The sequence below is a fragment of the Bacillus sp. PAMC26543 genome, assembly GCF_014250375.1.
Lineage (GTDB): Bacteria > Bacillota > Bacilli > Bacillales > Bacillaceae > Bacillus > Bacillus halotolerans.
On the sequence record NZ_CP060193.1, the window covers coordinates 1082057 to 1108418 of the forward strand.

Annotated in this window: 24 protein-coding genes; 21 read left to right on the top strand and 3 right to left on the bottom strand. The window is 44.2% G+C overall.

The features are described 5' to 3' along the window. Positions 1–56 precede the first annotated feature (56 nt). From H7F27_RS05350 to H7F27_RS05370, 5 genes are all read left to right on the top strand, one after another. Entirely contained in the window at positions 57–1220 is a 1164-nt protein-coding gene (locus H7F27_RS05350; RefSeq protein WP_101864148.1) for an iron-containing alcohol dehydrogenase, read from the top strand. 102 nt (positions 1221–1322) lie between these two features. Continuing rightward, complete coding sequence (locus tag H7F27_RS05355; protein WP_185848683.1) at positions 1323–2495, top strand: iron-containing alcohol dehydrogenase; 1173 nt, start codon at positions 1323–1325, stop codon at positions 2493–2495. A gap of 111 nt (positions 2496–2606) precedes the next feature. Beyond that, positions 2607–3959, top strand: coding sequence for a glucose-6-phosphate isomerase (locus H7F27_RS05360; RefSeq protein ID WP_024122649.1), 1353 nt, complete (start codon positions 2607–2609; stop codon positions 3957–3959). A 58-nt stretch (positions 3960–4017) separates the two neighbouring features. Beyond that, positions 4018–4401, top strand: a complete 384-nt coding sequence (locus H7F27_RS05365) for a hypothetical protein (protein WP_185848929.1) — start codon at positions 4018–4020, stop codon at positions 4399–4401. Between the two features lie 49 nt (positions 4402–4450). Then, positions 4451–4855 (top strand): YugN-like family protein, encoded by a 405-nt coding sequence (locus H7F27_RS05370; RefSeq protein WP_024122647.1) that lies wholly within the window; start codon positions 4451–4453, stop codon positions 4853–4855. On the opposite strand, the gene H7F27_RS05375 is transcribed toward H7F27_RS05370, so the two are convergent. Beyond that, complete coding sequence (locus H7F27_RS05375) at positions 4852–5838, bottom strand: potassium channel family protein (protein ID WP_024122646.1); 987 nt, start codon at positions 5836–5838, stop codon at positions 4852–4854. The two genes, H7F27_RS05370 and H7F27_RS05375, sit on opposite strands and share 4 nt — an antisense overlap. Further along, entirely contained in the window at positions 5835–6089 is a 255-nt protein-coding gene (locus tag H7F27_RS05380; protein WP_185848684.1) for a protein mistic, read from the bottom strand. The genes H7F27_RS05375 and H7F27_RS05380 overlap by 4 nt, the downstream gene beginning before the upstream one ends. A gap of 132 nt (positions 6090–6221) precedes the next feature. Between H7F27_RS05380 and H7F27_RS05385 the strand changes: the two genes are divergently transcribed. The 8 genes from H7F27_RS05385 (at position 6222) to H7F27_RS05415 (ending at position 12232) form a co-directional block, all read left to right on the top strand. Further along, entirely contained in the window at positions 6222–6485 is a 264-nt protein-coding gene (locus H7F27_RS05385; RefSeq protein ID WP_059335356.1) for a YuzI family membrane protein, read from the top strand. Positions 6486–6529: 44 nt separating this feature from the next. After that, positions 6530–7207, top strand: a complete 678-nt coding sequence (locus H7F27_RS05390; RefSeq protein WP_024122643.1) for a zinc metallopeptidase — start codon at positions 6530–6532, stop codon at positions 7205–7207. Between the two features lie 43 nt (positions 7208–7250). Continuing rightward, positions 7251–8540, top strand: a complete 1290-nt coding sequence (locus H7F27_RS05395; protein WP_024122642.1) for a hemolysin family protein — start codon at positions 7251–7253, stop codon at positions 8538–8540. A gap of 186 nt (positions 8541–8726) precedes the next feature. Continuing rightward, complete coding sequence (locus H7F27_RS05400) at positions 8727–10391, top strand: glycoside hydrolase family 13 protein (protein ID WP_185848685.1); 1665 nt, start codon at positions 8727–8729, stop codon at positions 10389–10391. Next, positions 10382–10543 carry a hypothetical protein gene (locus tag H7F27_RS20720; RefSeq protein WP_180948914.1) on the top strand — a complete coding sequence of 54 codons (162 nt, stop codon included), beginning with the start codon at positions 10382–10384 and terminating at the stop codon, positions 10541–10543. The genes H7F27_RS05400 and H7F27_RS20720 overlap by 10 nt, the downstream gene beginning before the upstream one ends. Then, positions 10509–10907 (top strand): secondary thiamine-phosphate synthase enzyme YjbQ, encoded by a 399-nt coding sequence (locus H7F27_RS05405; protein WP_103672547.1) that lies wholly within the window; start codon positions 10509–10511, stop codon positions 10905–10907. Before H7F27_RS20720 ends, H7F27_RS05405 begins: the two co-directional genes overlap by 35 nt. 14 nt (positions 10908–10921) lie before the next feature. Further along, a complete protein-coding gene (locus H7F27_RS05410; protein WP_103672548.1) occupies positions 10922–11953 on the top strand; it encodes a nitronate monooxygenase in 1032 nt (343 codons plus the stop codon). 24 nt (positions 11954–11977) lie between these two features. Then, a complete protein-coding gene (locus H7F27_RS05415) occupies positions 11978–12232 on the top strand; it encodes a hypothetical protein (RefSeq protein WP_024122638.1) in 255 nt (84 codons plus the stop codon). A 12-nt stretch (positions 12233–12244) separates the two neighbouring features. On the opposite strand, the gene H7F27_RS05420 is transcribed toward H7F27_RS05415, so the two are convergent. Continuing rightward, entirely contained in the window at positions 12245–12982 is a 738-nt protein-coding gene (locus H7F27_RS05420; protein WP_024122637.1) for a protein-glutamine gamma-glutamyltransferase, read from the bottom strand. A gap of 160 nt (positions 12983–13142) precedes the next feature. On the opposite strand from H7F27_RS05420, the gene H7F27_RS05425 reads away from it, so the two are divergent. From H7F27_RS05425 to rhaM, 8 genes are all read left to right on the top strand, one after another. Next, positions 13143–15131, top strand: a complete 1989-nt coding sequence (locus tag H7F27_RS05425) for a HAMP domain-containing methyl-accepting chemotaxis protein (protein WP_103672549.1) — start codon at positions 13143–13145, stop codon at positions 15129–15131. Positions 15132–15305: 174 nt separating this feature from the next. After that, on the top strand, positions 15306–17294 hold the full coding sequence (locus tag H7F27_RS05430; RefSeq protein WP_185848686.1) for a methyl-accepting chemotaxis protein: 1989 nt from the start codon (positions 15306–15308) through the stop codon (positions 17292–17294). 126 nt (positions 17295–17420) lie between these two features. Beyond that, positions 17421–19406: a HAMP domain-containing methyl-accepting chemotaxis protein gene (locus H7F27_RS05435; protein ID WP_101860042.1), complete on the top strand. Its 1986-nt coding sequence runs from the start codon at positions 17421–17423 to the stop codon at positions 19404–19406. 112 nt (positions 19407–19518) lie between these two features. Further along, on the top strand, positions 19519–21507 hold the full coding sequence (tlpB, locus tag H7F27_RS05440) for a methyl-accepting chemotaxis protein (RefSeq protein ID WP_101860043.1): 1989 nt from the start codon (positions 19519–19521) through the stop codon (positions 21505–21507). A gap of 143 nt (positions 21508–21650) precedes the next feature. After that, on the top strand, positions 21651–23720 hold the full coding sequence (locus tag H7F27_RS05445) for a bifunctional aldolase/short-chain dehydrogenase (RefSeq protein ID WP_101860044.1): 2070 nt from the start codon (positions 21651–21653) through the stop codon (positions 23718–23720). 57 nt (positions 23721–23777) lie between these two features. After that, complete coding sequence (locus tag H7F27_RS05450) at positions 23778–24563, top strand: DeoR/GlpR family DNA-binding transcription regulator (protein ID WP_101860045.1); 786 nt, start codon at positions 23778–23780, stop codon at positions 24561–24563. Then, complete coding sequence (rhaB, locus tag H7F27_RS05455; protein WP_101860046.1) at positions 24560–26017, top strand: rhamnulokinase; 1458 nt, start codon at positions 24560–24562, stop codon at positions 26015–26017. The genes H7F27_RS05450 and rhaB overlap by 4 nt, the downstream gene beginning before the upstream one ends. A gap of 15 nt (positions 26018–26032) precedes the next feature. Continuing rightward, positions 26033–26347, top strand: a complete 315-nt coding sequence (rhaM, locus tag H7F27_RS05460) for an L-rhamnose mutarotase (protein WP_101860047.1) — start codon at positions 26033–26035, stop codon at positions 26345–26347. Positions 26348–26362 lie beyond the last annotated feature (15 nt).

Consider the following 26362-nt stretch of genomic DNA (forward strand, 5'->3'; position numbering starts at 1 on the left):
TGCTTTACATGGAGCGCAGGCATTCTGCATAATGAAAATCTAAGGAGGAGATGTCATTGCAAAACTTTACATATTGGAATCCGACGAAATTAATTTTCGGCCGCGGAGAAGTTGAAAAACTCCCGGAGGAACTGAAACCTTACGGAAAAAATGTATTGTTAGTCTACGGAGGCGGAAGCATTAAACGCAGCGGCCTTTATGATCAAGTGATGGAACAGCTGAATAAAGCCGGCGTCACGGTGCATGAACTAGCAGGCGTAGAGCCGAACCCGCGTGTGTCGACTGTTAATAAAGGTGTTGCGATCTGCAAAGAAAACAACATTGATTTCTTATTGGCTGTCGGAGGCGGAAGTGTTATTGACTGTACAAAGGCGATTGCTGCGGGGGCAAAGTATGATGGTGACGCGTGGGATATCGTAACGAAAAAACACCAGCCGAAGGAAGCTTTACCGTTCGGAACTGTTTTGACTCTCGCCGCAACTGGCTCTGAAATGAACGCAGGTTCAGTTATTACAAACTGGGAAACAAAAGAGAAATATGGCTGGGGAAGCCCGCTCGTGTTCCCTAAATTCTCTATTTTGGACCCAGTGAACACATTTACTGTTCCTAAAAACCACACGATCTACGGCATGGTTGATATGATGAGCCACGTGTTTGAGCAATACTTCCACCATGTATCAAACACACCTTACCAGGATCGCATGTGTGAATCTCTTTTACGCACAGTCATCGAAACAGCGCCTAAGCTGATCAATGATCTTGAAAATTACGAACTGCGTGAAACGATACTTTACACAGGGACAATCGCTTTAAACGGTATGCTGTCAATGGGTGCAAGAGGGGATTGGGCAACTCATAATATCGAACATGCCGTTTCAGCCGTTTACGATATTCCGCATGCCGGCGGACTTGCGATTCTCTTCCCGAACTGGATGAGACATACATTATCAGAAAACCCGGCCCGCATGAAGCAGCTTGCGGTGCGTGTGTTTGATGTAGAAGAATCTGGAAAATCAGATGAGGAAATCGCGCTGGAAGGCATCGACAAGCTGTCTGCTTTCTGGACAAGCCTAGGCGCTCCAAACCGTCTGGCTGACTACGATATAAATGACGAACAGCTCGACACAATTGCCGACAAGGCAATGGCCAACGGTACGTTCGGCCAGTTTAAATCACTTAACAAAGAAGATGTACTCGCTATTTTAAAAGCATCTCTATAACAAAAGGGGGAAATAGCCGATCCGGCTGCTTCCCTTTTTCTTTGGACTTATGTTACAATTGTTAATCTGTTTTTTGATACAGCAATATTTGGAGGTTTTACAATGGAAAATTTCACTTATTATAACCCGACGAAGCTGATCTTCGGAAAAGGCCAGCTTGAACAATTAAGAAAAGAATTAAAGCAATACGGTAAAAATGTTCTGCTTGTCTACGGAGGCGGAAGCATTAAACGTAATGGCCTTTATGACCAGGTAACAGGCATATTAAAAGAAGAAGGCGCCGCTGTCTATGAACTGCCAGGGGTAGAGCCGAACCCGCGTCTTGCAACTGTGGAAAAAGGCATTGACCTATGCAGACAGCATGATATTGATTTTCTGCTTGCTGTGGGCGGCGGAAGTGTCATTGACTGCACAAAAGCGATCGCTGCGGGAGTAAAATACGACGGAGACGCTTGGGACATTTTCAGCAAGAAAGTAACAGCCGAAGATGCACTGCCGTTCGGTACCATTCTAACCCTTGCTGCTACAGGTTCTGAAATGAACCCTGACTCTGTGATTACAAACTGGGAAACAAACGAGAAATTTGTATGGGGAAGCAATGTAACTCATCCGCGGTTCTCGATTTTAGACCCTGAAAATACGTTTACAGTGCCTGAAAATCAAACGGTTTACGGTATGGTTGACATGATGAGCCACGTGTTTGAACAATACTTCCATAATGTCGAAAACACACCGCTGCAAGACAGAATGTGCTTTGCCGTTCTGCAGACGGTAATCGAAACAGCTCCAAAACTATTGGAGGATCTGGAAAATTACAAACATCGTGAAACGATTTTATATGCTGGCACAATCGCTCTGAATGGCACGCTTCAAATGGGCTACTTCGGCGACTGGGCTTCTCACACTATGGAGCATGCCGTATCAGCTGTTTACGATATTCCGCATGCCGGCGGACTCGCGATCCTGTTCCCGAACTGGATGAGATACACGCTTGATACAAATGTCGGCCGCTTTAAAAACCTTATGCTCAATATGTTTGACATTGATACAGAAGGCAAAACGGATAAAGAAATCGTGCTTGAAGGAATCGACAAGCTGTCTGCGTTCTGGACAAGTCTGGGTGCGCCTTCCCGTTTATCCGACTATGATATCGGAGAGGAAAAACTGGAACTGATTGCTGATATCGCAGCCAAAGAAATGGAGCATGGCGGCTTCGGCAACTTCCAAAAACTGAACAAAGATGACGTGCTTGCCATCCTTCGCGCGTCACTCTGATTTCTAAGGACGGAATGCAGTCATTCCGTCCTTTCTTCTTGACTTGATTTCACAGATAAGTTCATATAAAGTGAAAGATGAAAACATTATACCGTTATGGAGGGACAAGCAATGACGCATGTACGCTTTGACTACTCAAAAGCGTTGACTTTCTTCAACGAACATGAACTTACATATTTGCGCGACTTTGTAAAAACAGCACACCATAATATTCATGAAAAAACAGGCGCGGGCAGCGATTTTCTAGGCTGGGTGGACCTCCCTGAACATTATGATAAAGAAGAATTTGCGCGCATTAAAAAAAGCGCGGAAAAAATCAAATCTGACTCTGATGTATTGCTTGTTGTCGGTATCGGAGGTTCTTACCTCGGCGCGCGGGCAGCGATTGAAGCGCTTAATCACGCGTTTTACAATACACTGCCAAAAGCAAAACGAGGCAATCCGCAAGTCATTTTCATCGGAAACAACATCAGTTCGTCTTATATGAGAGATGTCATGGATCTTCTCGAAGATGTTGACTTCTCCATTAACGTCATCTCTAAATCAGGTACAACAACTGAACCTGCAATCGCTTTCCGTATTTTCCGCAAGCTTCTTGAAGAGAAATACGGCAAGGAAGAAGCGAAAGCGCGGATTTACGCGACAACTGATAAAGAGCGCGGCGCGTTAAAAACACTTTCTAACGAAGAAGGCTTCGAATCATTTGTCATTCCTGATGATGTCGGCGGCCGTTATTCTGTCTTAACAGCCGTTGGTCTCCTGCCGATTGCTGTCAGCGGCGTCAACATTGACGACATGATGAAAGGCGCGTTTGATGCGAGCAAGGATTTTGCCACATCAGAATTGGAAGATAACCCTGCATACCAGTATGCGGTCGTTCGCAATGTGCTTTACAATAAAGGTAAAACGATTGAAATGCTTATCAACTATGAGCCGGCGCTTCAATATTTTGCGGAGTGGTGGAAGCAGCTGTTCGGCGAAAGTGAAGGCAAAGACGAGAAGGGCATTTATCCTTCTTCTGCCAACTATTCAACAGACCTTCACTCATTAGGACAGTACGTACAGGAAGGCCGCAGAGACTTGTTCGAAACGGTGCTGAATGTCGAAAAACCTAAACACGAGCTGACAATCGAAGAAGCCGATAACGATCTTGACGGCTTAAACTATTTAGCCGGAAAAACTGTAGACTTCGTTAACAAAAAAGCATTCCAAGGTACAATGCTGGCTCATACAGACGGAAATGTTCCGAACTTAATCGTCAACATTCCAGAGCTGAATGCATATACTTTTGGATATCTTGTTTATTTCTTTGAAAAAGCCTGCGCGATGAGCGGTTATCTCCTCGGCGTCAATCCTTTTGACCAGCCTGGAGTAGAAGCATATAAAGTCAATATGTTTGCATTGCTTGGCAAACCTGGCTTTGAAGAGAAAAAAGCTGAGCTTGAAAAACGTCTCGAAGATTAATGTACGAAAGCTGACTGGCATTTGCCGGTCGGCTTTTTATAAAATCAGAAAGGTGCTGATGTTCATGAAACAAGTGGTCAAACATCTCATCATTGCGGGTTTTTCTGCAGCTGTTTTAGTTATTCTCATATCCTTTGATGCCGTGAATACAGAGTTTTCTTCCAACCTTGGCGGCACACTCTCACACTTTTTTATCCACACCTTTCTTCTGATCGGGCTGCCGCTTGCCATTTTTACCGATACGGTGCACCATTTTCTGAAATTGAACCGCTCTCACACCCTTTTAACAAAGTTAGGACTCTATGCAGCGGTTGTATATGTTTCATGGGAATCTGCGGCGGGGATTGCTGCAGCGATGACTGTTTACTTCTTGATTGAATGCGCTTTCTTTACGGTTGGCCGTGCAAAGGAAAAAAACGGTTTCCGTGTAATCAGCCTTTGAATGAAGTCTTGTTCTGCAGGACAGGATAAATGAAAAAAGGGGCAGTTTGATGATTACGATACCTTCCGCGATAGATGGACAGCCTTTCTTGCTTCAAGAGCTGGAACAAGTCATGAAGCCGCTCGGTTATGTGATAAACGGCGGCTGGGAGTACGACCACGGCTATTTTGATTATAAAATTGATGATAGAGACGGATATTTATTTTTAAGAATTCCCGTCAATGCCATACAAGGCAGTCTGGATGAACGCGGGGCAGCTGTCCGTATCGGAACTCCGTTTATGCTGAGGCAGGTGTTCCAGGCAGGCCTTGATGATCATGCTGAAGGAGGGCCGTTTCAATCGCTGTTTAATCAATTTTCTGAGCCCGAGAGACGGGACGCAGAGATTGATCCGGCGTATTTGGATATCGGCGCCTCCCTTGTCAAAGAGCTGGAGGATGTTTTGTTGGGTTAAAGCGCAAGGAATTGATCCGTTTCAAGCACTTTATATGAAAGAGGAGGGGTAATCATAGGCCCTTCCTCTTTTTGTATGCCGATAATAGTGGTGTTGTGATCAAGAAAATAGAGGACGCATGTTTTATAAGCGGCACCATGCAGTTCAGAAGGAACCGAAATCAGCCTCACTTTTTTATCGAGTGTCAGCTCGATTAAGCTTTGCGGTTTAGACAGCTGCAATTTGACCCGATAATGTTCCAGCATCACGCGGCTTAAGAGCTGAGACGTCCCGATAATTTTATTAGCGCCCGCCCGTTCTGCATTGGTGACAAAGCGGTCTGTCAGAATTTCGACAATACAGTATGCCAGCGGATTCAATCCTTTGACTGATAACAGAATCAGCACCGACAGCATATCCGCTTCCGCTTCACTTTTATATTGGTCGGCAGTGACCATAACTGTGTCCGCCTCAGTAATATTGGCTCGTTTCAGCGTTTCATCATCAGCGGCGTGTCCGCGTATGAAATGGACATTTTCAATGAGCGGCCCTTCTTTTAACGATTCATCAATCAGAACGACTGTCTTGGAGGGCGCCGCCAGCTGAAGCTCTCTCAGAAGGCGATTTGATTTTTCATTCCAGCCGATAATAATCACATGGCCCCGTCCTTTGTAAGCGACCTTTCCCTCTATGTAGCGGTGCTGTTTACTGAAAGCGGCAGCGGATAAGGTGGCAAAGTAAGCAGTGACAAAGCTTGCGCCGATGAATATCAGCAGCATTCCGGCTGCTTGACCAAGCGGCGTGTGCGGCACATAGTCTCCGTAGCCCACTGTTGAGATGGTAACCACGGCCCACCAAATACCTTCGAAGACGGAAGTAAACTGCTCGGGCTCAAGTAAATAAATGATTTGTCCGAACAAAAGAATCAGAAAAAGAATGATCAGCCCGATTCGGATAAATAAAGGCCATCTCAGCCAAGAAATAAAGATCCGGTTTGACTTCATTCTTTTTCCCCTTCTTCAGATAATGAAATAGATAAAATCTGTTTAATAATCGTATTCAGCTTCTCATTTAGCTTTTCCTGACCGTACAGGTCGCGGGCCTGCTTCATGAGATCAGCTGTATCGTCTTCAAACTGAATGAGCGGTTCGTCGATTTCGGATTCATTATAAAACTGGATAAATACGTCCAGCCCTTCATTCATTCGGTCAATCGCTGTACTCAGCTGTTCCTTTTCCTCGCTCGTCACTTTCATGTTCATCACACCCGTGCTCTTTTTATAACAGTATGTCCCACTTCCGGCATTGTTTTTCAAAAAATGAACAAAACATATAAAACCGGATTTCTCCATAAACTAAAACAAATAGGCGAAAAAAGGATGGAACAGATGACGATCATTCAAAGAACCGTCGTGGTTTTGATCGGTACCCAGCTTGCGGCATCCGCAGTGATTTTGTTTATTTTCGACTTGAATTCGTATAATCACTTCTCCGATAGCTTCTCATGGCATCATTTTTTGAAAGAGCTGATTGGAGGCTTTTCTTTTTATTTGTTTTCGGCCGGCTTGTTCCTTTTGCTTATCGGAATGTGTGCGCCTAGACGGAAGAAGAAGCGCTTTTCTGTACACGAGAAAGAAAACTCATTAAAATAATCGTAATAAAGAAACATACGATCTTTAAAAAAGGATGATGAAACATGCTGTTTATATTTTTAACAATAGCCGCATTGGGATTGTCGTTTTGGGCACAATTTAAAGTAAAGAGCAACTTTGAAAAATATTCAAAAGTGGAAGCCTCAAGCGGTCGAACAGGGGCAGAAACGGCAAGACGGATTCTAGATATAAACGGTCTTTACGACGTGCCGGTCGAACCGGTAAGAGGCGCTTTAACAGACCATTACGACCCGACAAGACGGGTGGTGCGTTTATCTGAGCCGGTCTATTATGGCCGCTCAATTTCCGCCATCTCCGTAGCTTCCCATGAAGTCGGACATGCCTTGCAGCATCAGGAGTCATATGGTGCGCTTGTGCTTAGACATAAAATTTTCCCAGTCGTGAATTTTGCATCCGGTGTAGCTCCTTTGCTTTTCTTAGGAGGCATGCTTCTCGGCAGCCTGAATTTGATCGGGCTTGGCATCATTCTGTTTTCAGCCGCTGTCTTTTTCCAGCTGATCACACTGCCTGTCGAATTCAATGCAAGTTCACGCGCGAAGCAAATTATTGTGTCAGAAGGATTCATCCGGAACAATGAAGAGAATGGGGTAAATAAAGTGCTGAGCGCCGCCGCCTTAACGTATGTGGCCGCCGCCCTGGTTTCCCTGTTTGAACTTCTTCGCTTTGTGATGATCTTCTTAAACGGTCGTAATGAGAATTAACGTTAAGGAGGTGGCCCCTTACCATTTATGGTAAGGGCTTTTTTTGCTTATATTACAATTGATCGCCATTTTTGTTTTGATTGGCATTACGGCTGTTTTCGTTGCAGCCGAATTTGCAATCGTCAAAATCAGAGGTTCAAAAATCAATCAGCTCATCGAAAGCGGAGACAGCCGGGCGCTTGCCGCACATAAAATCATCTCCAATCTTGACGAGTATTTATCAGCCTGCCAGCTCGGGATTACAATTACAGCCCTCGGCCTTGGATGGCTTGGTGAACCGACATTTGAACGCATTCTTCATCCCTTATTTACAGCGGCAGGCATACCGGAACCGTTTAACCACATTGTCACATTTGTAATTGCATTTATCATCGTCACTTTTTTGCATGTGGTAATGGGTGAGCTTGCTCCGAAAACGGTTTCCATTCAAAAGGCTGAAGCTGTCAGTTTATGGATTGCAAAGCCGCTGATCTGGTTTTATAAAATCACATATCCGTTTATCAAAGCATTGAACGGCTCTGCAAGTTTTCTTGTGAAATTGTTTGGCTTTCATTCAGTCAAGGAGCATGAGGTTGTCATCAGCGAGGAGGAACTGAGGCTGATCCTGTCAGAAAGCTATGAAAAGGGAGAAATCAACCAGTCCGAATTTCGCTATGTGAATAAGATTTTTGAATTCGACAACCGCGTGGCGAGAGAAATTATGATTCCGCGTACAGAAATCGCTGTCATCTCTCTGGAGCAGTCGCTTGAAGAAGCGATTCATCTCATCATTAACGAACGGTATACACGGTATCCTGTCATCAAAGAAGATAAGGATCATATTTTAGGGATTATCAACAGCAAAGATATGTTTAAAGCGTATTTTCTCGGCCAGCCGATTAAGCTGAAGCAAATTATGAGACCTGTCATCAGGGTCATTGAAAGCATTCCTGTTCAGCAGCTTTTAATCCGCATGCAGAAGGAACGGATTCATATGGCGATTCTCGTAGATGAATACGGGGGAACGGCGGGGCTTGTCACTGTCGAGGATATTATCGAAGAAATTGTCGGGGAAATCCGTGATGAATATGATCAGGATGAAACGCCGCATATTTTGAAAAAAGGCGAGCACCATTATGTGATGGATGGCAAAGCGCTAATAGATGAAGTGAACGACCTGCTCGACATTGCCATTGAGAATGAAGAAATTGATACGATTGCAGGCTGGCTTCTGACGCAAAAAATGGAGCTGGAAGCAGGAGATGTGATACAGGCGGAGGGCTGCGAGTTTAAAATCCTCGACGCTGAAGACCATCACATTCGATTTGTCGAAATCAAAAAAACAGAGTTTTAATCAAAAACAGCCGGGCTGGATCGCGGCTGTTTTTTGAGCTCAAAGAAAATCAGGACCAAAGGCTTCTGAAAAATTGATCAGTCTCTTGTCATCGGCAAGAGGCTTTTTTTTCTGAAAAAATGAATGCTTCAAAGGCTTTTTTCTACATAAGATATAAAAACCGCACACGCAGGAAGGAGTGGCTGTATGAAAAAGGCTTGGTGGAAGGAAGCGGTGGTCTACCAAATTTATCCCCGCAGCTTCAAGGATTCAAACAGCGATGGAATCGGGGATATTCAAGGAATCAGGTCCAAGCTTCCGTACATAAAAGAACTTGGTGCCGATGTGATTTGGATTTGTCCTTTGTACGACTCACCCAATGCGGATAACGGCTATGATATAAGAGATTACAAAAACATATTGAGCGATTTCGGCACAATGGCAGATTTCGATCAGCTGCTTCATGATATTCATGAGCTTGGCATGAAGCTCATTATGGATCTTGTCGTGAATCATACAAGTGATGAACATCCATGGTTCATTGAATCACGTGCATCTTTACAATCCCAAAAACGCGACTGGTATATTTGGAAGGACGGGAAAGACGGAAAAGAGCCAAACAATTGGGAAAGCATTTTCGGAGGATCGGCTTGGCAGTATGATCAGCAGACAAGCCAGTATTATCTCCACCTTTTTGATAAAAAGCAGCCAGACCTGAACTGGGAAAATCAAGAGGTAAGAAACGCCGTTTATGACATGGTCAATTGGTGGCTCGATAAAGGCATAGACGGATTTCGGGTGGATGCCATTTCTCATATTAAGAAAAAAGAAGGGCTGCCTGATCTGCCGAATCCGAAAGGGCTGTCCTATGTTCCTTCTTTTCCTTATCATATGAATGCTGAGGGCATATTGGATTTTTTAACAGAGATGAAGGAAAACACATTTTCCCGCTATCCGATCATGACGGTCGGAGAGGCAAACGGTGTCGCGGCAAAGGAGGCGGCTGAGTGGGCGGGGGAGGAATCCGGCATTTTCAGCATGATTTTTCAATTTGAACATCTCGGCCTATGGGATATCGAGGTCAATGAAAGCATCGATATCGCTGCTTTCAAACGGATTTTAACAGAGTGGCAGAACAGTTTGGAAGGAATCGGCTGGAACGCTTTGTTTATGGAAAACCATGATCAGCCCCGTTCTGTTTCTGTATGGGGAAACGACGGGAATTCCTTAAAGGAAAGTGCAAAAGCACTCGCCGCTGTTTATTTTCTGATGAAAGGCACGCCGTTTATTTATCAGGGACAGGAAATCGGCATGACCAATGTGGCGTTTCCTTCGATTGAGGATTATGATGATGTCGCGATGAAGCGGCTGTATGACATAGAGACCGCAAAAGGCGCTTCTCACGAGGAAGTGATGAAGATTGTCTGGAAAAAGGGAAGAGACAATTCTCGAACACCAATGCAATGGAATGCATCTCCTCACGCTGGGTTTTCCGATGCCAAGCCATGGATTGGGGTTAATGACAATTACACATGGCTGAACGCCGAGGCGCAAATAAACGATAACACATCTGTCTATCACTTTTATAAAAGCTTGATCAAACTCCGCCAAACATATGATGTATTTATTTATGGCCAATACGAGCTGATTTTGCCGGAAGATCAGCAAATCTTTGCATACCTTCGCAAAAATGAGAGCCAAACTGCGCTCATTGCGGCAAATCTGACGGGTGCGCCAGCGTTCTGCAGATATCCCGCATTGCCGTTATCCACTGACAAACTCCTACTGTCAAATATGGAAACAGAACCGCACAAGCATACGACATCACTGCTGTTAAAACCTTATGAAGCCAGAGTATACCTATGGCAATAAAACTCCAGAAACAAGCTGGAGTTTTTTGTTTTCTTCAGGTTTATGAGGCTGATTTAACAGGAAAAAAAGAACACAGAACGAATATGCAAAGAGAAGGGGAATTGAAAGGAGAAACAAATGCTGAAAACTCTGCAAATCAAAACAAACAATAGAGATGAAATGGTTGAAATCACTCACGAGGTGGAAGCGTTTCTTCAAGAAACAGGAGTGGCAAGAGGGGCAGCGGTGATTTACTGTCCGCATACGACGGCGGGCATTACAATTAATGAAAATGCCGATCCCGATGTGAAAAGAGATATGCTCCGAAGATTTGATGAGATGTATCCATGGGACCATGAGCTGGACCGCCATATGGAAGGCAATACAGCTGCACATATGAAGTCCAGTACGGTAGGCGCTTCACAGCATGTCATCATTGAAAACGGGCGTCTCATTCTCGGGACGTGGCAAGGTATTTATTTCTGCGAATTTGATGGTCCGCGTCATCGAACTTGCCATATCAAAATCATGGAATAACAGGAGGTGCTTCTATGACTCAATGGATGAAAGCATTATCATTATCAAAGCCTGTCATTCAGGCGCCGATGGCAGGCGGCCTGGTCACACCCCGACTGGCAGCCGCTGTGTCGAATGAAGGCGCGCTCGGAAGTCTCGCTTCCGGATATCTCAGTCCAGCTACGCTTGAAAAACAAATCATCGAGATGCAGGAATTGACCGGCAGCGCTTTTCAGGTAAATGTGTTTGTGCCGGAAAAAAGGAAGACACCGGACGATAAAACGGTTCACACATGGAAACAGAACATTCCGTTTGCGGAACAGGAGGCTGCTTTTCCTTTAGAGGAGGAAGAGTGGGAGGATTTTCATCAAAAAATAAATCTGATTCTTACATACAATGTAAGAGCCTGTTCATTTACGTTCGGCATTCCGCCTGATGAAAGCATTCATTTATTAAAGAAAAATGGCTGCTGTCTTATCGGAACGGCTACTTCGCCGCAAGAAGCCGTCCTGCTGGAAGAGCGCGGAATGGATATCATCGTGCTGCAAGGCAGTGAAGCAGGCGGCCACCGCGGTTCTTTTCTGCCGGTCAGCGGAGAGTCTTCTATTGGCTTAATGTCACTGGTCCCCCAAGCTGCAGACGCTGTTTCAGTACCCGTAATTGCGGCAGGCGGAATTGCAGACCGCCGCGGCGTCCAAGCGGCTCACTGTCTCGGAGCGCAAGGTGTACAGGTCGGGACCCCATTTCTTATGTGTGAGGAAAGCAAAGCCTCTGAAACGTACAGACAGGAATTAAAAGAAGCGCATGGAACAGACACGCGCCTTACCGCATTGTTTTCGGGGAAGCCTGCAAGGGGTATAGTCAACCAATGGATGAAAGAGCAACAAGCTGAAGAGGCAAATACACTTCCTTATCCATTGCAAAACACGTTAACAAAACCAATGAGAAAACATGCCGCCGCAGCCAAAGATTCTGGTCACATGTCTCTGTGGGCGGGGCAATCAGTCGGATTGCTCAATGGGCCCTCTGACGTGAAAACGCTGATAGCTGAGCTTTGCCAATCGTAACGTAACTAACAGAGGTGACAGACGATGAACATTCTTCAATATTCTTATAAAAAGAAAGGGAAAATTGAGTTTGTATTTGAAGACTGGCCTCATTCAAAAGTTACAATGGCTCCCATCAAAGGGTATTATTTTGTCCGGTTTATCAAGTGGAGCAGCCAAGATCCCATCGTGACGAGAAATGACCTTGAAAAAATGGAATGGGCTGCGAACCAGTATGTCGGCACAGCTCCTTTCTATCGAAAACGAAAAGCATTTGAAACCCCATCGTCCCCAAAATAGACGGTGGGGTTTTTAGCGGGTGATGGGATAGAGTGACGGAATATCAAGCCTGGTCGCTTGTGAAAGGAGATAAGCTGACTGTACGGCTCCTTTTCGTCTGAAAGAATTCAGCTTATCAATAATTTGCTGAGCGTTTAAAATTCCCAGGCCGTGAGCAAAATATTTGTCCTTTTCTAATAAAATCACATTTTCGCCTCTCCACTGCGCTTTCTGCGGATCAAATTCAGGATTTTTAAAATACAAACAGTCTCCAAGGAAAAAGTGATGTCCCGTTTCCGTATATATCGGCAATTTCTCATAATGCCAGTCATATAAAATAATTCTGTCAAAGGCTGCGTCGAATTTTTCTTCTCCGATGGTTTTAAGCAATGCTAAGTAATAAATCACAACGATTGCCGTCGCGCATTCAAACGCGTAAAACGGGCCGTTTTCTGCAATATCCCGAATCGCCTTTGAAGGCGGCATTTTATACTTAAGCTCCAGAGCCCCTTCCGGTGAAACCCGCCAATACGCTGTATTCCCGTATGTTTTTACAAAGGTGGCGAACTTCGCTCCGCTTTTATGCAGCGCTTTTGCCGATTCAACGATATTCATGCGCAAATGAAGCTCAAACATCAGTTCAGCGATCGAATGATAATCAAACTGAACGGGTGTTTCAATCATTTCTTTTAGCAGCGGATTCAAGTTCTTGTCAATTTGCCAGTTTTCAATGTCTTGGGGACGGAGCCATTGTCCGGATACAATAATCATCTGAAGCCCCCCTTGTTTTTTATAAACTATGCACAAGGCTTGGGCAATGAAAGCTAAAAAGACAGAGAAAAAAGCTGAAAAGGAAATTTCTTGTTTTTGATTTTAAAAACTTTTTAAAGCAGCCGATATATAGTGTATCAACCTGAAGGAGAAGCTGGATATGAAGACTTTTATCAATTGGCTGACAAAACCGTCAATTTCTAGAAAACTAATGATTTCATTTGTTGTGATTTTAATTATTCCGATTCTTATATTGGAATTCAGTTCTTACCGCTCAGCAAGCGGAAAACTGGATCAGGAAATCATGGGAAATGCGAAAAATAGTGTCGATTCATTTAATACAACAGTTACAAATGATTTAGGAGCAAAAGCGAAAGGCATCAGCTTTTTCAGTGAATCACTGAAAAGCTCCGCGTTTAAAGGAAAATCCAAACAGGAAGAGCTTAAAGCCAAGTTTTCGCAATATGTTTCCATTAACCAAGACGTAGCCAGAATTTACGGAGGGGCAGAAAACGGCACATATGTACAGGCACCGAAAGAAAAATTGCCGGATGGCTACGATCCGAGAAAACGAGCTTGGTACCAGGGTGCAATGAAGGCCGGCGGTGACATCATAGTGACCGATCCTTATGTGGCAGCCAATGACGGAAGCATGGTCATAACGATTGCTCAGGAATTGAAGGATGGTTCAGGCGTCGTCGCCATGGATATCACAATTGATAAACTGTTAGAACAGATGAAACAAATTAAAGTCGGAAAAGAAGGCTATGTTTTCATCGCGACGAAAAACAAAACATATGTCGCCCATCAAAACCATAAGGCTGGTGAAAAGCTGTCTGGCGACTGGGTTGCCAAAATGTATGACAAGGACAGCGGCGAGCTGCAGTATACCCTGAATCATGAAGATAAAAAGATGACATATACGACAAATCAACTGACTGGCTGGAAAATTGCCGGCACCATGTATATGAGTGAAATCAAAGATGCCTCAAAATCTGTTCTCACAACAGGCATGATCGTGCTGATTGCTTCAATACTTATAGGCGGAATATTAATCCTCTTTATCGTTGGTTCAATCACAAAACCGTTAAAACGTCTGGTTCAATCATCAAAAATGATCAGCAGCGGGGATCTGACAGAAACCATCGAAATCCGGTCGAAAGATGAACTGGGAGAGCTTGGCGAAAGCTTCAACGAAATGGGACAATCCTTGCGTTCGCTTATCAGCGCCATTCAAGACTCGGTTAATAATGTTGCCGCATCATCCGAACAGCTGACTGCATCCGCCGGACAAACGAGCAAGGCGACGGAGCATATCACAATGGCAATTGAGCAGTTCTCAAACGGAAACGAAGAGCAAAGCGAAAAAGTGGAGTCCAGCTCTCATCAGCTGAACATGATGAATGAAGGGCTCCAGCAAGTCTCACAAACATCATCAGACATTACAAAGGCGTCTATCCAATCAACGGAAATCGCGGGTACAGGCGAGAAGTTTGTCCAGCAGACAGTCGGGCAGATGAATTCAATTAATGAGTCGGTTCAGCAGGCTGAAGCAGTGGTGAAAGGGTTAGAAGAAAAATCAAAAGATATCACGAGTATTTTACGAGTCATCAATGGGATTGCTGATCAAACAAACCTGCTGGCATTAAATGCAGCCATTGAAGCGGCGCGGGCCGGGGAATCTGGACGAGGCTTCTCTGTTGTAGCGGAGGAAGTGCGTAAGCTGGCCGTTCAATCTGCAGATTCATCTAAAGAAATCGAGAATCTGATCCAGGAAATCGTTGCAGAAATCGAAACTTCTCTTCACATGTTTAAAGCCGTTAATCAAGAAGTGCAATCAGGGCTAGTTGTCACAGACAATACAAAGGAAAGCTTCCAAAGTATTTTCAGCATGACAAATGAGATTGCAGACAAATTGCAGACGATGAATACAACCGTAGAACAGCTGTCAGGCCGTTCAGAGCATGTATCGGCAGCAGTGAGCGGAATTGCCGATGTTTCAAGAGAAAGCTCGGCAAGCATTCAAGACATTGCTGCATCGGCCGAGGAGCAGCTTGCTTCTATGGAAGAAATCAGTTCATCAGCCACGACCCTGGCGCAGATGGCAGAAGAGCTCCGTGATCTGACGAAGAAATTTAAAATTGAATAAGAGCAAAAAACAGCGCTTATGAAGCGCTGTTTTTCTGTATAAGAAATAATAAAAAAGACCTGTCTGCATCGGTGAGTTTTGAACTATTTTTCATTTTTTCCTTCATTTTCAATGTAAGATAAAGGAATATCAGCCGATATAATTTGTAAATTATTGAAAGAAGGTTCAAGAGGAATGAAAAAAACACTCACTACCATTCGCAGATCATCAATTGCCAGGAGACTCATTATTTCTTTCCTGCTGATCTTAATTGTCCCGATTACGGCACTATCGGTAAGCGCTTATCAATCAGCCGTTGCATCTCTTGACGTACAGATGACGCAAAGCGCAAAGGAAAACGTTCAAATATTAGATAACATTATTGATGGCAAAATCAAAACGACTGAAAAAAGCCTCGCGTTTTTCAGCGATTGGGCGACAGCAGACAAGTTGAAAGACAAGAAAAAAACGGAGCTCAAACAAGAATTTAAACAATTTATTCAAATGAATGACAATGTCGCTGCGGTGTTTTCAAGCAGCAAAGACGGGACATTCACACGCTATCCGCACGCAGACATGCCGAGTGACTTTAATGCTTTAGAACGTGACTGGTACACAGAAGCCATGGCTAATAAAGGAAAGACAATTGTGACCGAACCTTACGAATCCATTTCATCAGGAAAAATGGTTGTCACCATTGCACGCCAGACAAAGGACGGATCAGGCGTTGTCGCCATGGATATGAAAATCGATGACCTTGTGGCAACAGCAAAAGAAATCAGTATTGGCAAAGAAGGCTATGCCTTTATCCTCAGCCAAAATAAAGAAGTCATCGCCTACTCCGGTGAAAAAGCGGGTACGCAGTTAGAAGGGGAGTGGATAGACAAACTTTACAAAGACAAAAGCGGCGACTTTGAATATACGCACAAAGGAAAGAAGAAGAAAATGGCGTTCGCCACAAGCGAAACAACAGGCTGGAAAATCAGCGGCACGATGTATGCCGACGAGATTCATGATGCCGCAAGCAGGGTTCTTGTTATGGCATCAGTTGTTCTGGCCATTGCCATTGCAGCCGGAATAACGGCGATTTATTTTGTCATCCGGTCGATTACAAGGCCTTTGAAACGCATCGTTGCATCAGCAGAAAAAATCAGCAAAGGCGATTTAACAGAAACGATAGAAATCAAATCAAAAGACGAACTCGGGGTTTTGAGCCAAAGCTTCAACAATATGGCGCACTCTCTCCGCTCGCTGATATACGGCATTAAAGAATCTGTAGAACATGTCGCCTCATCGTCAGAAGAGCTGACAGCTTCCGCAGATCAGACAAGCAAGGCCACTGAACACATTACAATGGCGATCGAACAATTTTCAAACGGAAGCGAAAACCAGAGCGACCGAATCGAGACGACAGCAGAACAAATTAACGAAATGAACGACGGACTTGCTGAGCTGGCCCGGGCGGCGGCAGTCATTACAGAAACCTCTGCAGACTCCACCGAAGTGTCAAGCACAGGGGAAACACTTGTTCAGAGAACAGCCGGCCAAATGAATACAATTGATCATTCTGTGAAAGAAGCGGAGCAAGTGGTCAAAGGCCTGGAAATCAAATCAAAGGATATCACAAATATTTTACGTGTTATCAACGGCATCGCAGATCAAACCAATCTTTTAGCATTAAATGCCGCCATTGAAGCGGCAAGAGCAGGCGAGTACGGACGAGGCTTTTCTGTAGTCGCTGAAGAAGTGAGAAAACTTGCGGTACAGTCGGCAGATTCAGCTAAGGAAATTGAATCGCTGATCAGCGAAATCGTAAAAGAGATCCATACATCATTAAACGTTCTTCAATCCGTAAATAAAGAAGTGGAAACAGGTCTGGTCATGACAGACGAAACAAAACAAAGCTTTAAACATATATCAAAAATGACGAATCAAATTGCCGCAGAATTGCAAAACATGAATGCGACGGTTGAACAGCTGTCGGCAGGGTCTCAGGAAATTTCCGCTGCTTCTATAGATATCGCCGCTATTTCTAAAGAAAGTTCAGACGGCATTCAAGATATCGCAGCTTCAGCCGAGGAGCAGCTTGCCTCCATGGAAGAAATCAGCACATCAGCACAGACGCTTGAAAAAATGTCCGAAGAGCTGCGGGATTTGACAAAACGATTTAAATTGGATGATTAATAGGTCTAAATCACTAATTTTTAATAGGGATTTAGTTATTTTTCTTGAATTTCTTCTTTTTTAATGTATATATTTACCCATTTTCAGCCGATATGAAGGGTAGCATAAAAAAGGAGAAATGAACTGATGAAAAAAATACTCCAACTTATTAAACAGAGATCAATTACACGGAAGCTTCTGGTTTCCTTTCTATCGATTCTCATCATACCGGTTGCCATAGTAGCGGCGATTGCTTATGGATCTGCCAGCAGCTCGCTCGACAGACAGATGATGGGAAGCGCCTTAGAAAATGTACAGCAACTAAACGAAATCATTAACACCAGCATCGGAGAAAAAGAAAACAGCGCCGAATACTTCAGCGAATGGCTGACACAAAAGAAATATAAAGCAAAGAGCAATGCCAGCATTGAAGAGAAATTCTCACAATATATTAAAATCAATAAAGACGTGGAATCTATTTATACAAGTGACAAAGACGGGCGCTTTACCCGTTACCCGGATCTGCCGATGCCAAGCGATTATAATCCCGTTGAACGGGACTGGTACAAAAAAGCGGTTGCCAATAATGGCAAAGTCGTCGTAACAGATCCATACAAAACAGCATCTACGAACACAATGGTTGTGACAATTGCCCAGCAGACAAAAGACGGATCAGGCGTTATCGCAATCAACATGACGATCGATAACCTGCTGAAAACGACGAAACAAGTGAACATCGGCACAGAAGGCTATGCTTTTATTATGACGAACGACAAAAAGGTCGTTGCGCATCCTGACGAGGCTTCAGGGACCGAATTGAAAGGCGACTGGCTTGAACAGATGCTGTCTGCCGATAAAGGCGATTTTCAATACAGCATGAACGGCGATAAGAAAAAAATGGCCTTTGATACGAACAAGCTAACGGGATGGAAGATAGGCGGAACGATGTATCTGGACGAGATTCATGATGCGGCTAAGCCTGTGCTTCACCTTGCATCAATTGTCCTGATTGCAGCCATTCTCGTCGGTATCATCGTGATGACATTGGTTATTCGATCAATCACGACACCGCTGAAACAGCTTGTCGGTTCATCTAAGCGGATCAGTGAGGGAGATTTAACGGAAACGATTGATATCCGTTCAAAAGATGAACTGGGCGAACTGGGCAAAAGCTTTAACAATATGGCGTCTTCACTTCGCTCTCTCATACACGCCATTCAGGATTCGGTAGACAATGTTGCCGCTTCCTCCGAGGAATTGACGGCATCTGCCGCGCAAACAAGCAAGGCGACCGAGCATATCACATTGGCAATAGAACAATTTTCAAACGGCAATGAAAAACAAAATGAAAACATCGAAACAGCGGCGGAGCATATTTATCAGATGAATGACGGATTGACGAATATGGCTCAAGCTTCTGAAGTCATTACAGATTCATCTGTTCAATCGACAGAAATCGCGAGTGCGGGCGGACAGCTTGTTCATCAGACTGTCGGCCAAATGAACGTGATAGACAAGTCCGTGAAAGAAGCAGAACAAGTTGTTCGCGGATTGGAAACCAAATCAAAAGACATCACAAACATTCTGCGCGTGATTAACGGTATTGCTGACCAGACGAACCTGCTTGCACTAAACGCTGCCATTGAAGCGGCGCGCGCAGGTGAATACGGGCGCGGCTTCTCCGTCGTAGCAGAAGAAGTCAGAAAGCTGGCTGTACAGTCCGCTGATTCAGCTAAAGAGATTGAAGCACTCATCATTGAAATCGTGAAAGAAATCAACAAATCTCTCGGCATGTTCCAGTCTGTGAACCAAGAGGTGCAAACAGGCCTTGACATCACAGATCAAACTGAGACAAGCTTTAAACGAATCTCTGAAATGACAAACCAGATAGCCGGAGAACTGCAAAACATGAGTGCGACGGTTCAGCAGCTTTCTGCCAGCTCTGAAGAGGTATCGGGAGCGTCTGAGCATATTGCATCGATTTCAAAAGAAAGCTCAGCCCACATTCAAGATATCGCGGCATCAGCCGAAGAGCAGCTTGCTTCTATGGAAGAAATCAGCTCATCAGCAGAAACACTTTCAAGCATGGCTGAAGAGCTTCGCGATATGACAAAACGATTCAAAATCGAATAATGAGTCAAAACACCCAAGGTTCTGCGCTTGGGTGTTTTTTTTAGTTTTTTTATTAAAGCTTTTATCCTAGCTTGACGATATTATTTTTAGCTTAAAGGAGGAATTATCGAGAATGGGAAAATTCATACATTGGATCAAACAGCCATCAATCAGCAAACCGCTCATCGCTGCGTTTCTGACAGTGCTCATTTTGCCGATTGGGGTATTAGCATATTTCAGTTATCAATCAGCTTGGAACGCACTGGACAGGGAACTCACAAATAGTGCAATAGGAAACGTTGAAGAACTCAACAGCACACTTGAAAACAAATTGAATCATAAAGTAAAAGCAATTGATTATTACAGTGAGACGATTGATAAAGACATATTACAAGGCAAAAACAAAACCTTACTGAATGAAAAATTTAAACAGTACACGACACTAAATGCCGATGTAGGAGCAATCTATGCGGCTTCAGAAAATAAAAAGCTCTACAAATATCCGGAAAGCGGCGTTCCTAAAGGTTTCGATCCGACAGGACGTGACTGGTACAAACAGGCTGTTGCGAAAAAAGGACAGGCTGTATTCTCAGAGCCATATACTGACGAAGCGACAGGGGATATCGTTATTACAATTTCCAAACAATTAAAAGATGGCTCAGGGGTCATAGCGCTTGATTTAAATCTGGATGAAGTGCTGGCAGCTTCACAGAGAATAAAAATCGGTAAAAACGGCTTTGCATTTATTACAACAGGCAACAAAAAATATATCGCCCATCCGACGATTAAGCCTGGAACAACTGGATCCGGCGACTGGACAAAAGAGGTATATTCAAAAGCAGACGGTTCATTTCAATATACCTTCGAAGGCAAAGAAAAGAAAATGGCATTTACGACAAATAAATTGACAGGGTGGAAAATCGCGGGTACGTACTTTGTCAGTGAATTGCAAGACGCTTCAAGTCCGGTACTGAACACTGCCGTTATCATTCTATGTGTGTCAATTGTGATCGGCGGCATACTCATTCTCTTTATTATACGCGCCATCACCAAACCGTTAAGAAAACTGGTTTTAACATCTGCGAAAATCAGCAGCGGAGATTTAACGGAAGTGATTGATATTCAGTCGAAAAATGAGTTTGGCCAGCTAGGAGAAAGCTTTAACGAGATGTCTGAATCATTGCGTTCTGTCATCGGTGTTATTCAAACATCTGTAGAAAATGTGGCATCATCTTCTGAAGAACTGACGGCAAGTGCAGCCCAAACGAGTAAGGCGACTGAACACATTACGCTGGCAATCGAACAGTTTTCAAATGGCAACGAGGCGCAAAGCGAGAAATTGGAAACAAGCTCAGATCATCTTTCTCAAATGAACCACGGCATATTAAAAGTGGCTCAAGCTTCATCAACCATTACGAAGTCTTCAATCCAGTCCTCTGAGGCAGCCGGAAGCGGAGAAAAACTGGTAGAGCACACAGTCGGCCAAATGAAGACAATCGATGAATCCGTTCAAAAAGCTGAAGCCGTCGTCAAAGGCCTTGAAACAAAATCTCAGGACATTACCAGCATCTTAAATGTAATCAATGGCATTGCCGATCAAACGAACTTGTTGGCTTTAAATGCAGCAATTGAGGCAGCCAGAGCCGGAGAATACGGCAGAGGCTTCTCTGTTGTAGCGGAAGAGGTCAGAAAACTTGCTGTGCAATCTGCAAGTTCTGCGAAGGAAATTGAAGGATTAATTCAAGAGATTGTCAGAGAAATCAGCACGTCGCTCTCTATGTTCCAATCCGTGAATCATGAAGTAAAAGAAGGTTTGCAAATTACAGATCAAACAGCTGAAAGCTTTAAGCAAATCTATGAGATGACATCGCAAATATCCGGTGAATTACAAAATCTGAATGCAACGGTTGAACAGCTGTCAGTCGGATCACAGGAAGTATCAAGTGCGGTTGAGGAGATTTCCGCAGTAGCGAAAGAAAGCTCAGCGGGCATTCAAGATATCGCAGCTTCGGCGGAAGAGCAGCTTGCGTCTATGGAGGAAATCAGTTCTTCAGCTGAAACATTGGCGAACATGGCGGAAGAACTTCAAGACATTACGAAAAAATTTAAAATTGAATCTTAATAGAAAAAGAAAGCGGCATATCTTTGCTGCTTTCTTTTTTTGTTTCTTGATAAAAACAAAAATAAACAAAAGGTATTCAAAAACAAACAAACATCATATATAATGAAAGCGGATACAAATAAAAGGGACGGAGGAAGATGAAAATGGTGAAACATGTATGGGAATCAGAACATGCCGCCCAGCTGCCAAAGGGTGTTGAAGAATTGGTGTATCGGTCCAATTTAATCGGAGCAGACTGCACTGTATGCAACTGGGGCGGCGGCAATACGTCGATGAAAACAACGGAGAAGGATTTCAGAGGCCGCGAAACAGAAGTGATGTGGGTAAAAGGAAGCGGCTCAGACTTGGCAACAATGAAAGCGCATAACTTTACCGGCCTGAGATTAGATGACATCCGTCCGCTGATTGAAAGAGACCAGATGTCAGATGAAGAAATGGTAGATTACTTGTCTCATTGTATGATAGACAGCAAACATCCCCGCCCTTCCATTGAAACACTCTTACACGCATTTTTGCCATACAATCATGTTGACCATACCCATCCGGATGCAATTATCAGCATTTGCTGCGCTGATAATGGAAAACAAATTGCCGAAGATATTTATGGCAGCCGGTTTGTATGGGTACCATACGTTCGCCCGGGATTTACTCTGTCTAAAATGATCGCAGACGGCGTGGCAAACAATCCAAATGCCGAGCTTGTCTTAATGGAAAAACACGGCTTAGTCACTTGGGGAGATACGTCAGAGAAGTGTTATGAGAAAACGATCTCCATTATTCAAGAAGCTGAGCAGTACATTCATGAACGCATCAACCAAAAGCAGCGATTCGGCGGCAGGCGATACGAGTCACTGCCAGCAGATAAGCGGAAACAAATTCTGGCGGGCATCATGCCTGTTATCCGAGGAGCTGTAAGCGATGAAAAGAAAATGATCCTCTCCTATGACGATCATGAAGAGGTATTAGAATTTGTAAACAGCGTGCAAGCGCCGGAGCTTTCTCAAATTGGCGCTGCGTGTCCGGATCACCTCGTTCATACAAAGCGTGTCCCGCTGTACATTGAATGGAATCCGGAAACGCAAGATGCTCAGGAGCTGGAGGATCTTCTGAAGTCAGGGATCGAGCGCTTCAAAGCAGAGTATCAAGCTTACTTTGCACGCAATCAGCAGGAAGGGGATCAAATCTATGAATCAGCGCCGCGTGTCATATTGATTCCTGGCATTGGAATGGTCAATACGGGAAAAAGCCTTGCCATGTCAAAAGTTAGCGGTGCTTTATACCAGAGAGCTATTGCTGTAATGAAAGGCTCTGTCTCACTCGGACAATTTGTTTCATTAAACGAAAATGAATCCTATCATGTTGAATACTGGCCGCTGGAATTATATAAACTCACGCTGGCCCCGCCGGAAGCAGAATTTTCTCGAAAAGTAGCATTGATAACAGGTGGCGCCGGCGGAATCGGAAGTGCAGCCTGCCGGCACTTTGCAGCAGAAGGCGGACACGTGATCGCGGCTGACCTGAATGTAGAAGGCGCACAAAAAATTGCCGAGGAAATAAACGAAACGTACGGAGAAGGACGCGCAATGGCTGTCAAAATGGATGTGACAAATGAAGAGGAGGTACAGTCTGCCTTTGAACAAGCAGCGCTTACCTACGGCGGCATTGACATTGTCGTTAATAATGCCGGGCTGGCAACATCAAGCCCTTTTGACGAAACAAGTCTAAAAGAATGGAATCTCAATATCAATGTATTGGGAACCGGCTATTTTCTCGTGGCCCGCGAAGCGTTTAAGCAAATGAAACAGCAAAACATAGGCGGAAGCATGGTGTTTGTGGGATCGAAAAACGCTGTCTATGCGGGAAAAAACGCTTCAGCCTACAGTTCGGTAAAAGCACTTGAAACCCATTTGGCTCGATGTATTGCAGCAGAAGGAGGAGAATACGGCATTCGTGTAAACTCAGTTTTGCCTGACGCGGTTCTCCAAGGCTCAGCGATTTGGGGGTCAAGCTGGCGGGAGGAACGGGCTGCGGCATATGGAATAGAGCCGGATCAGCTAGAGGAACATTATCGGAAACGCACAACGCTTTTGGTTAATATTTACCCGCAGGATATTGCCGAATCAATCTCGTTTTTGGCTTCTTCTAAAGCTGAAAAGACGACAGGGTGTATGATTACAGTAGACGGCGGCGTCCCGGCAGCTTTTACGCGTTAGAAGTATGCTATGATTTGGGAAAAGCAAGACGGATATTAATGAGGAAGGACGTTACCGATGTTAGTAGCAGAACGGCAGAAAAAAATAGTCGAACTAGTGAATAAGCGTTTAAGCATCCGCGTATCCGAATTGAGTGACATATTTTCTGTCACAGAAGAAACGATTCGGCGGGACCTTGAGAAGCTTGAGAAAGAGCATAAGCTGAGCCGCAGCCACGGAGGTGCGGTCAGCATTCAGCAGCAGGAGTCGGAAATTCATTTTTCTGAACGTGAAATTACAAATGTAATAGAGAAAAAAGCCATTGCTCACGAAGCGGCCAAATATGTAAAAAGCGGTGACCGAATCATTCTCGATGCAAGCACCACTGCATGGTACATGGCGAAAATACTCCCTGATATTGAGCTCACCGTCATTACAAACTCAATGAAGGCAGCCATTGAACTGAGCAAAAAACAAAAGATATCAGTTATTTCAACCGGCGGTATCTTGCTGACAAAATCATTATCATTTGCGGGACCGTTAGCTGAGCGTTCACTTGAAACCTATCATGTAAATAAAACTTTTCTGTCCTGCCAAGGGTTTGATATGGTACATGGAATGAGCGACTCAAATGAGTGGCAGGCACTGCTTAAAATACGGATGATTGAAAGATCTGATCAGACCATTTTGATGGCCGATTCAAGCAAATGGGGGAACCGTGAGTTTTCACATATCGCCTCTTTGCAGGATGTCAGCTGCATCATTACCGATTCCAGACTTGATCCGGTATCAGTAAAAACCCTTGAAGAAAAGAATGTGAAAGTGACAGCCGTCCCCCTTCCTAAAGAAAGGGTGAAAGGATGATATATGCTGCTGTTGATATAGGGGCATCAAGCGGGAGAGTCATAATAGGCGAACTCCAGGAAGGAAAGCTTGCAGTACAAGAGATTCACCGATTCGCAAACGGCTTCATGCAAAGAGACGGACATGGCTATTGGGATATTGATCATTTGCTAGAGCAAATCCTGCAAGGGCTGCAAAAGGTGAAAGCCCTTGGCTATGACTGCTGCACCGTCGGCATTGATACATGGGCCGTTGATTATGTCTTGCTGGATGAGAAAGGCAGCCGCTTACGAGAAGTCATATCATACCGGGATAAAAGAACAGAGAACACAATGGAGAAGCTTGCGCAAACGATATCAAAAGAAACAATCTATCAAAAAACAGGCATTCAGTTTCAGCCTTTTAACACAATCTATCAATTATATGAAGAAGACCAGGAGCTGCTGAGAAAAACAGAGCAGATTTTAATGGTGCCGGATTATTTAGGCTATTGCTTAACCGGCAAAGCAGCAGCGGAAATCACAAATGCGTCCACGACACAGCTCTTAAACGCCTTAACAGGAAAGTTTGATCTCGAATTGCTCGAAGCCGTGTCTGTTAAGGAACAGCAATTTCCGCCGCTGACTGAACCGGGACAGGAACTTGGCATGCTAAGAAATGATTGGTTTCCAGGCTATGATCTGCCGGCTTGCAGGGTGATTACCGTCGCAACACATGATACTGCTTCAGCTGTCCTCGCCGCACCAGGCATAAACAATGATTGGGCGTATATCAGCAGCGGAACATGGTCGCTAATCGGAATTGAGAACGAAGCGCCGATTATAAATAAACTCGCATTGAAAAACAATTATACAAATGAACGCGGCGCAAACAACACCATTCGTTTCCTGAAAAACATCATTGGCATGTGGATGATACAAGAAGTCCGGAAACAATTACGAGAAGATTACAATTTTCAGCAACTGGCAGAAGAAGCTGGAAAAACAAAACCGTTTCAGCAGTTTATCAACTTAAATGATGATCGTTTTCTGTATCCGCATGACATGATAAAGGAAATACAACATTATTGCAGAGAAACCTTCCAACAGATTCCTCACACCGCAGGCGAACTTGCCTGCTGTATCTACAGCAATTTAGCCATCATCTATGCGATAGCCATCTCAGAACTAGAAACCATTACAGGGAAAAACATTCAACAGCTTCATATTATCGGAGGAGGCGCCCAAAACGACTTCTTAAATCAATTAACCGCTGATATAAGCGGAAAAACGGTATACGCCGGACCTGCTGAGGCGACAGCCATCGGAAATCTGCTGATGCAAATGATTGCTGCCAAAGAAATAAAGGACGTAAACCAGGCCCGCAAGACCGTCAGAAACTCCTTTCCCATTAAAGTGTTTATCCCTAAAGATACTGACAGAAGCGCCATCATTCAGTCCTATCATCAAACTGTTTTGAAAGCGCTATCTAAATAAAAAGAGGTGATCAGCTTGAAAAGAAAAGCGAGTATCATGTTCGTCCATAAAGATAAATTCAAGGAATACAAACAGAGGCATGATGACATTTGGCCAGAAATGGCGGAAGCGCTTAAAGCCCATGGGGTGCATCACTATTCTATTTTTTTAGACGAAGAGACAGGCCGGTTATTTGCTTATTTAGAGATAGAGGATGAGGAAAAGTGGAAGAAGATGGCAGACGCAGAGGTGTGCCGCAGATGGTGGAAATCAATGGCACCATTAATGAAAACAAACGCCGATGACAGTCCCGTTTCAATCGATCTGAAGGAAGTCTTTTATTTCGAATAAAAGGGAGAGAGCCGT

Coding starts and splice junctions, on each gene's coding strand:
- H7F27_RS05355 (WP_185848683.1), top strand. CDS start 1,323: ATGGAAAATTTCACTTATTATAACCCGACGAAGCTGATCTTCGGAAAA.
- H7F27_RS05360 (WP_024122649.1), top strand. CDS start 2,607: ATGACGCATGTACGCTTTGACTACTCAAAAGCGTTGACTTTCTTCAAC.
- H7F27_RS05365 (WP_185848929.1), top strand. CDS start 4,018: ATGTTCATGAAACAAGTGGTCAAACATCTCATCATTGCGGGTTTTTCT.
- H7F27_RS05370 (WP_024122647.1), top strand. CDS start 4,451: ATGATTACGATACCTTCCGCGATAGATGGACAGCCTTTCTTGCTTCAA.
- H7F27_RS05375 (WP_024122646.1), bottom strand. CDS start 5,838: ATGAAGTCAAACCGGATCTTTATTTCTTGGCTGAGATGGCCTTTATTT.
- H7F27_RS05380 (WP_185848684.1), bottom strand. CDS start 6,089: ATGAAAGTGACGAGCGAGGAAAAGGAACAGCTGAGTACAGCGATTGAC.
- H7F27_RS05385 (WP_059335356.1), top strand. CDS start 6,222: ATGACGATCATTCAAAGAACCGTCGTGGTTTTGATCGGTACCCAGCTT.
- H7F27_RS05390 (WP_024122643.1), top strand. CDS start 6,530: ATGCTGTTTATATTTTTAACAATAGCCGCATTGGGATTGTCGTTTTGG.
- H7F27_RS05400 (WP_185848685.1), top strand. CDS start 8,727: ATGAAAAAGGCTTGGTGGAAGGAAGCGGTGGTCTACCAAATTTATCCC.
- H7F27_RS20720 (WP_180948914.1), top strand. CDS start 10,382: ATGGCAATAAAACTCCAGAAACAAGCTGGAGTTTTTTGTTTTCTTCAG.
- H7F27_RS05405 (WP_103672547.1), top strand. CDS start 10,509: ATGCTGAAAACTCTGCAAATCAAAACAAACAATAGAGATGAAATGGTT.
- H7F27_RS05410 (WP_103672548.1), top strand. CDS start 10,922: ATGACTCAATGGATGAAAGCATTATCATTATCAAAGCCTGTCATTCAG.
- H7F27_RS05415 (WP_024122638.1), top strand. CDS start 11,978: ATGAACATTCTTCAATATTCTTATAAAAAGAAAGGGAAAATTGAGTTT.
- H7F27_RS05420 (WP_024122637.1), bottom strand. CDS start 12,982: ATGATTATTGTATCCGGACAATGGCTCCGTCCCCAAGACATTGAAAAC.
- H7F27_RS05425 (WP_103672549.1), top strand. CDS start 13,143: ATGAAGACTTTTATCAATTGGCTGACAAAACCGTCAATTTCTAGAAAA.
- H7F27_RS05430 (WP_185848686.1), top strand. CDS start 15,306: ATGAAAAAAACACTCACTACCATTCGCAGATCATCAATTGCCAGGAGA.
- H7F27_RS05435 (WP_101860042.1), top strand. CDS start 17,421: ATGAAAAAAATACTCCAACTTATTAAACAGAGATCAATTACACGGAAG.
- tlpB (WP_101860043.1), top strand. CDS start 19,519: ATGGGAAAATTCATACATTGGATCAAACAGCCATCAATCAGCAAACCG.
- H7F27_RS05445 (WP_101860044.1), top strand. CDS start 21,651: ATGGTGAAACATGTATGGGAATCAGAACATGCCGCCCAGCTGCCAAAG.
- H7F27_RS05450 (WP_101860045.1), top strand. CDS start 23,778: ATGTTAGTAGCAGAACGGCAGAAAAAAATAGTCGAACTAGTGAATAAG.
- rhaB (WP_101860046.1), top strand. CDS start 24,560: ATGATATATGCTGCTGTTGATATAGGGGCATCAAGCGGGAGAGTCATA.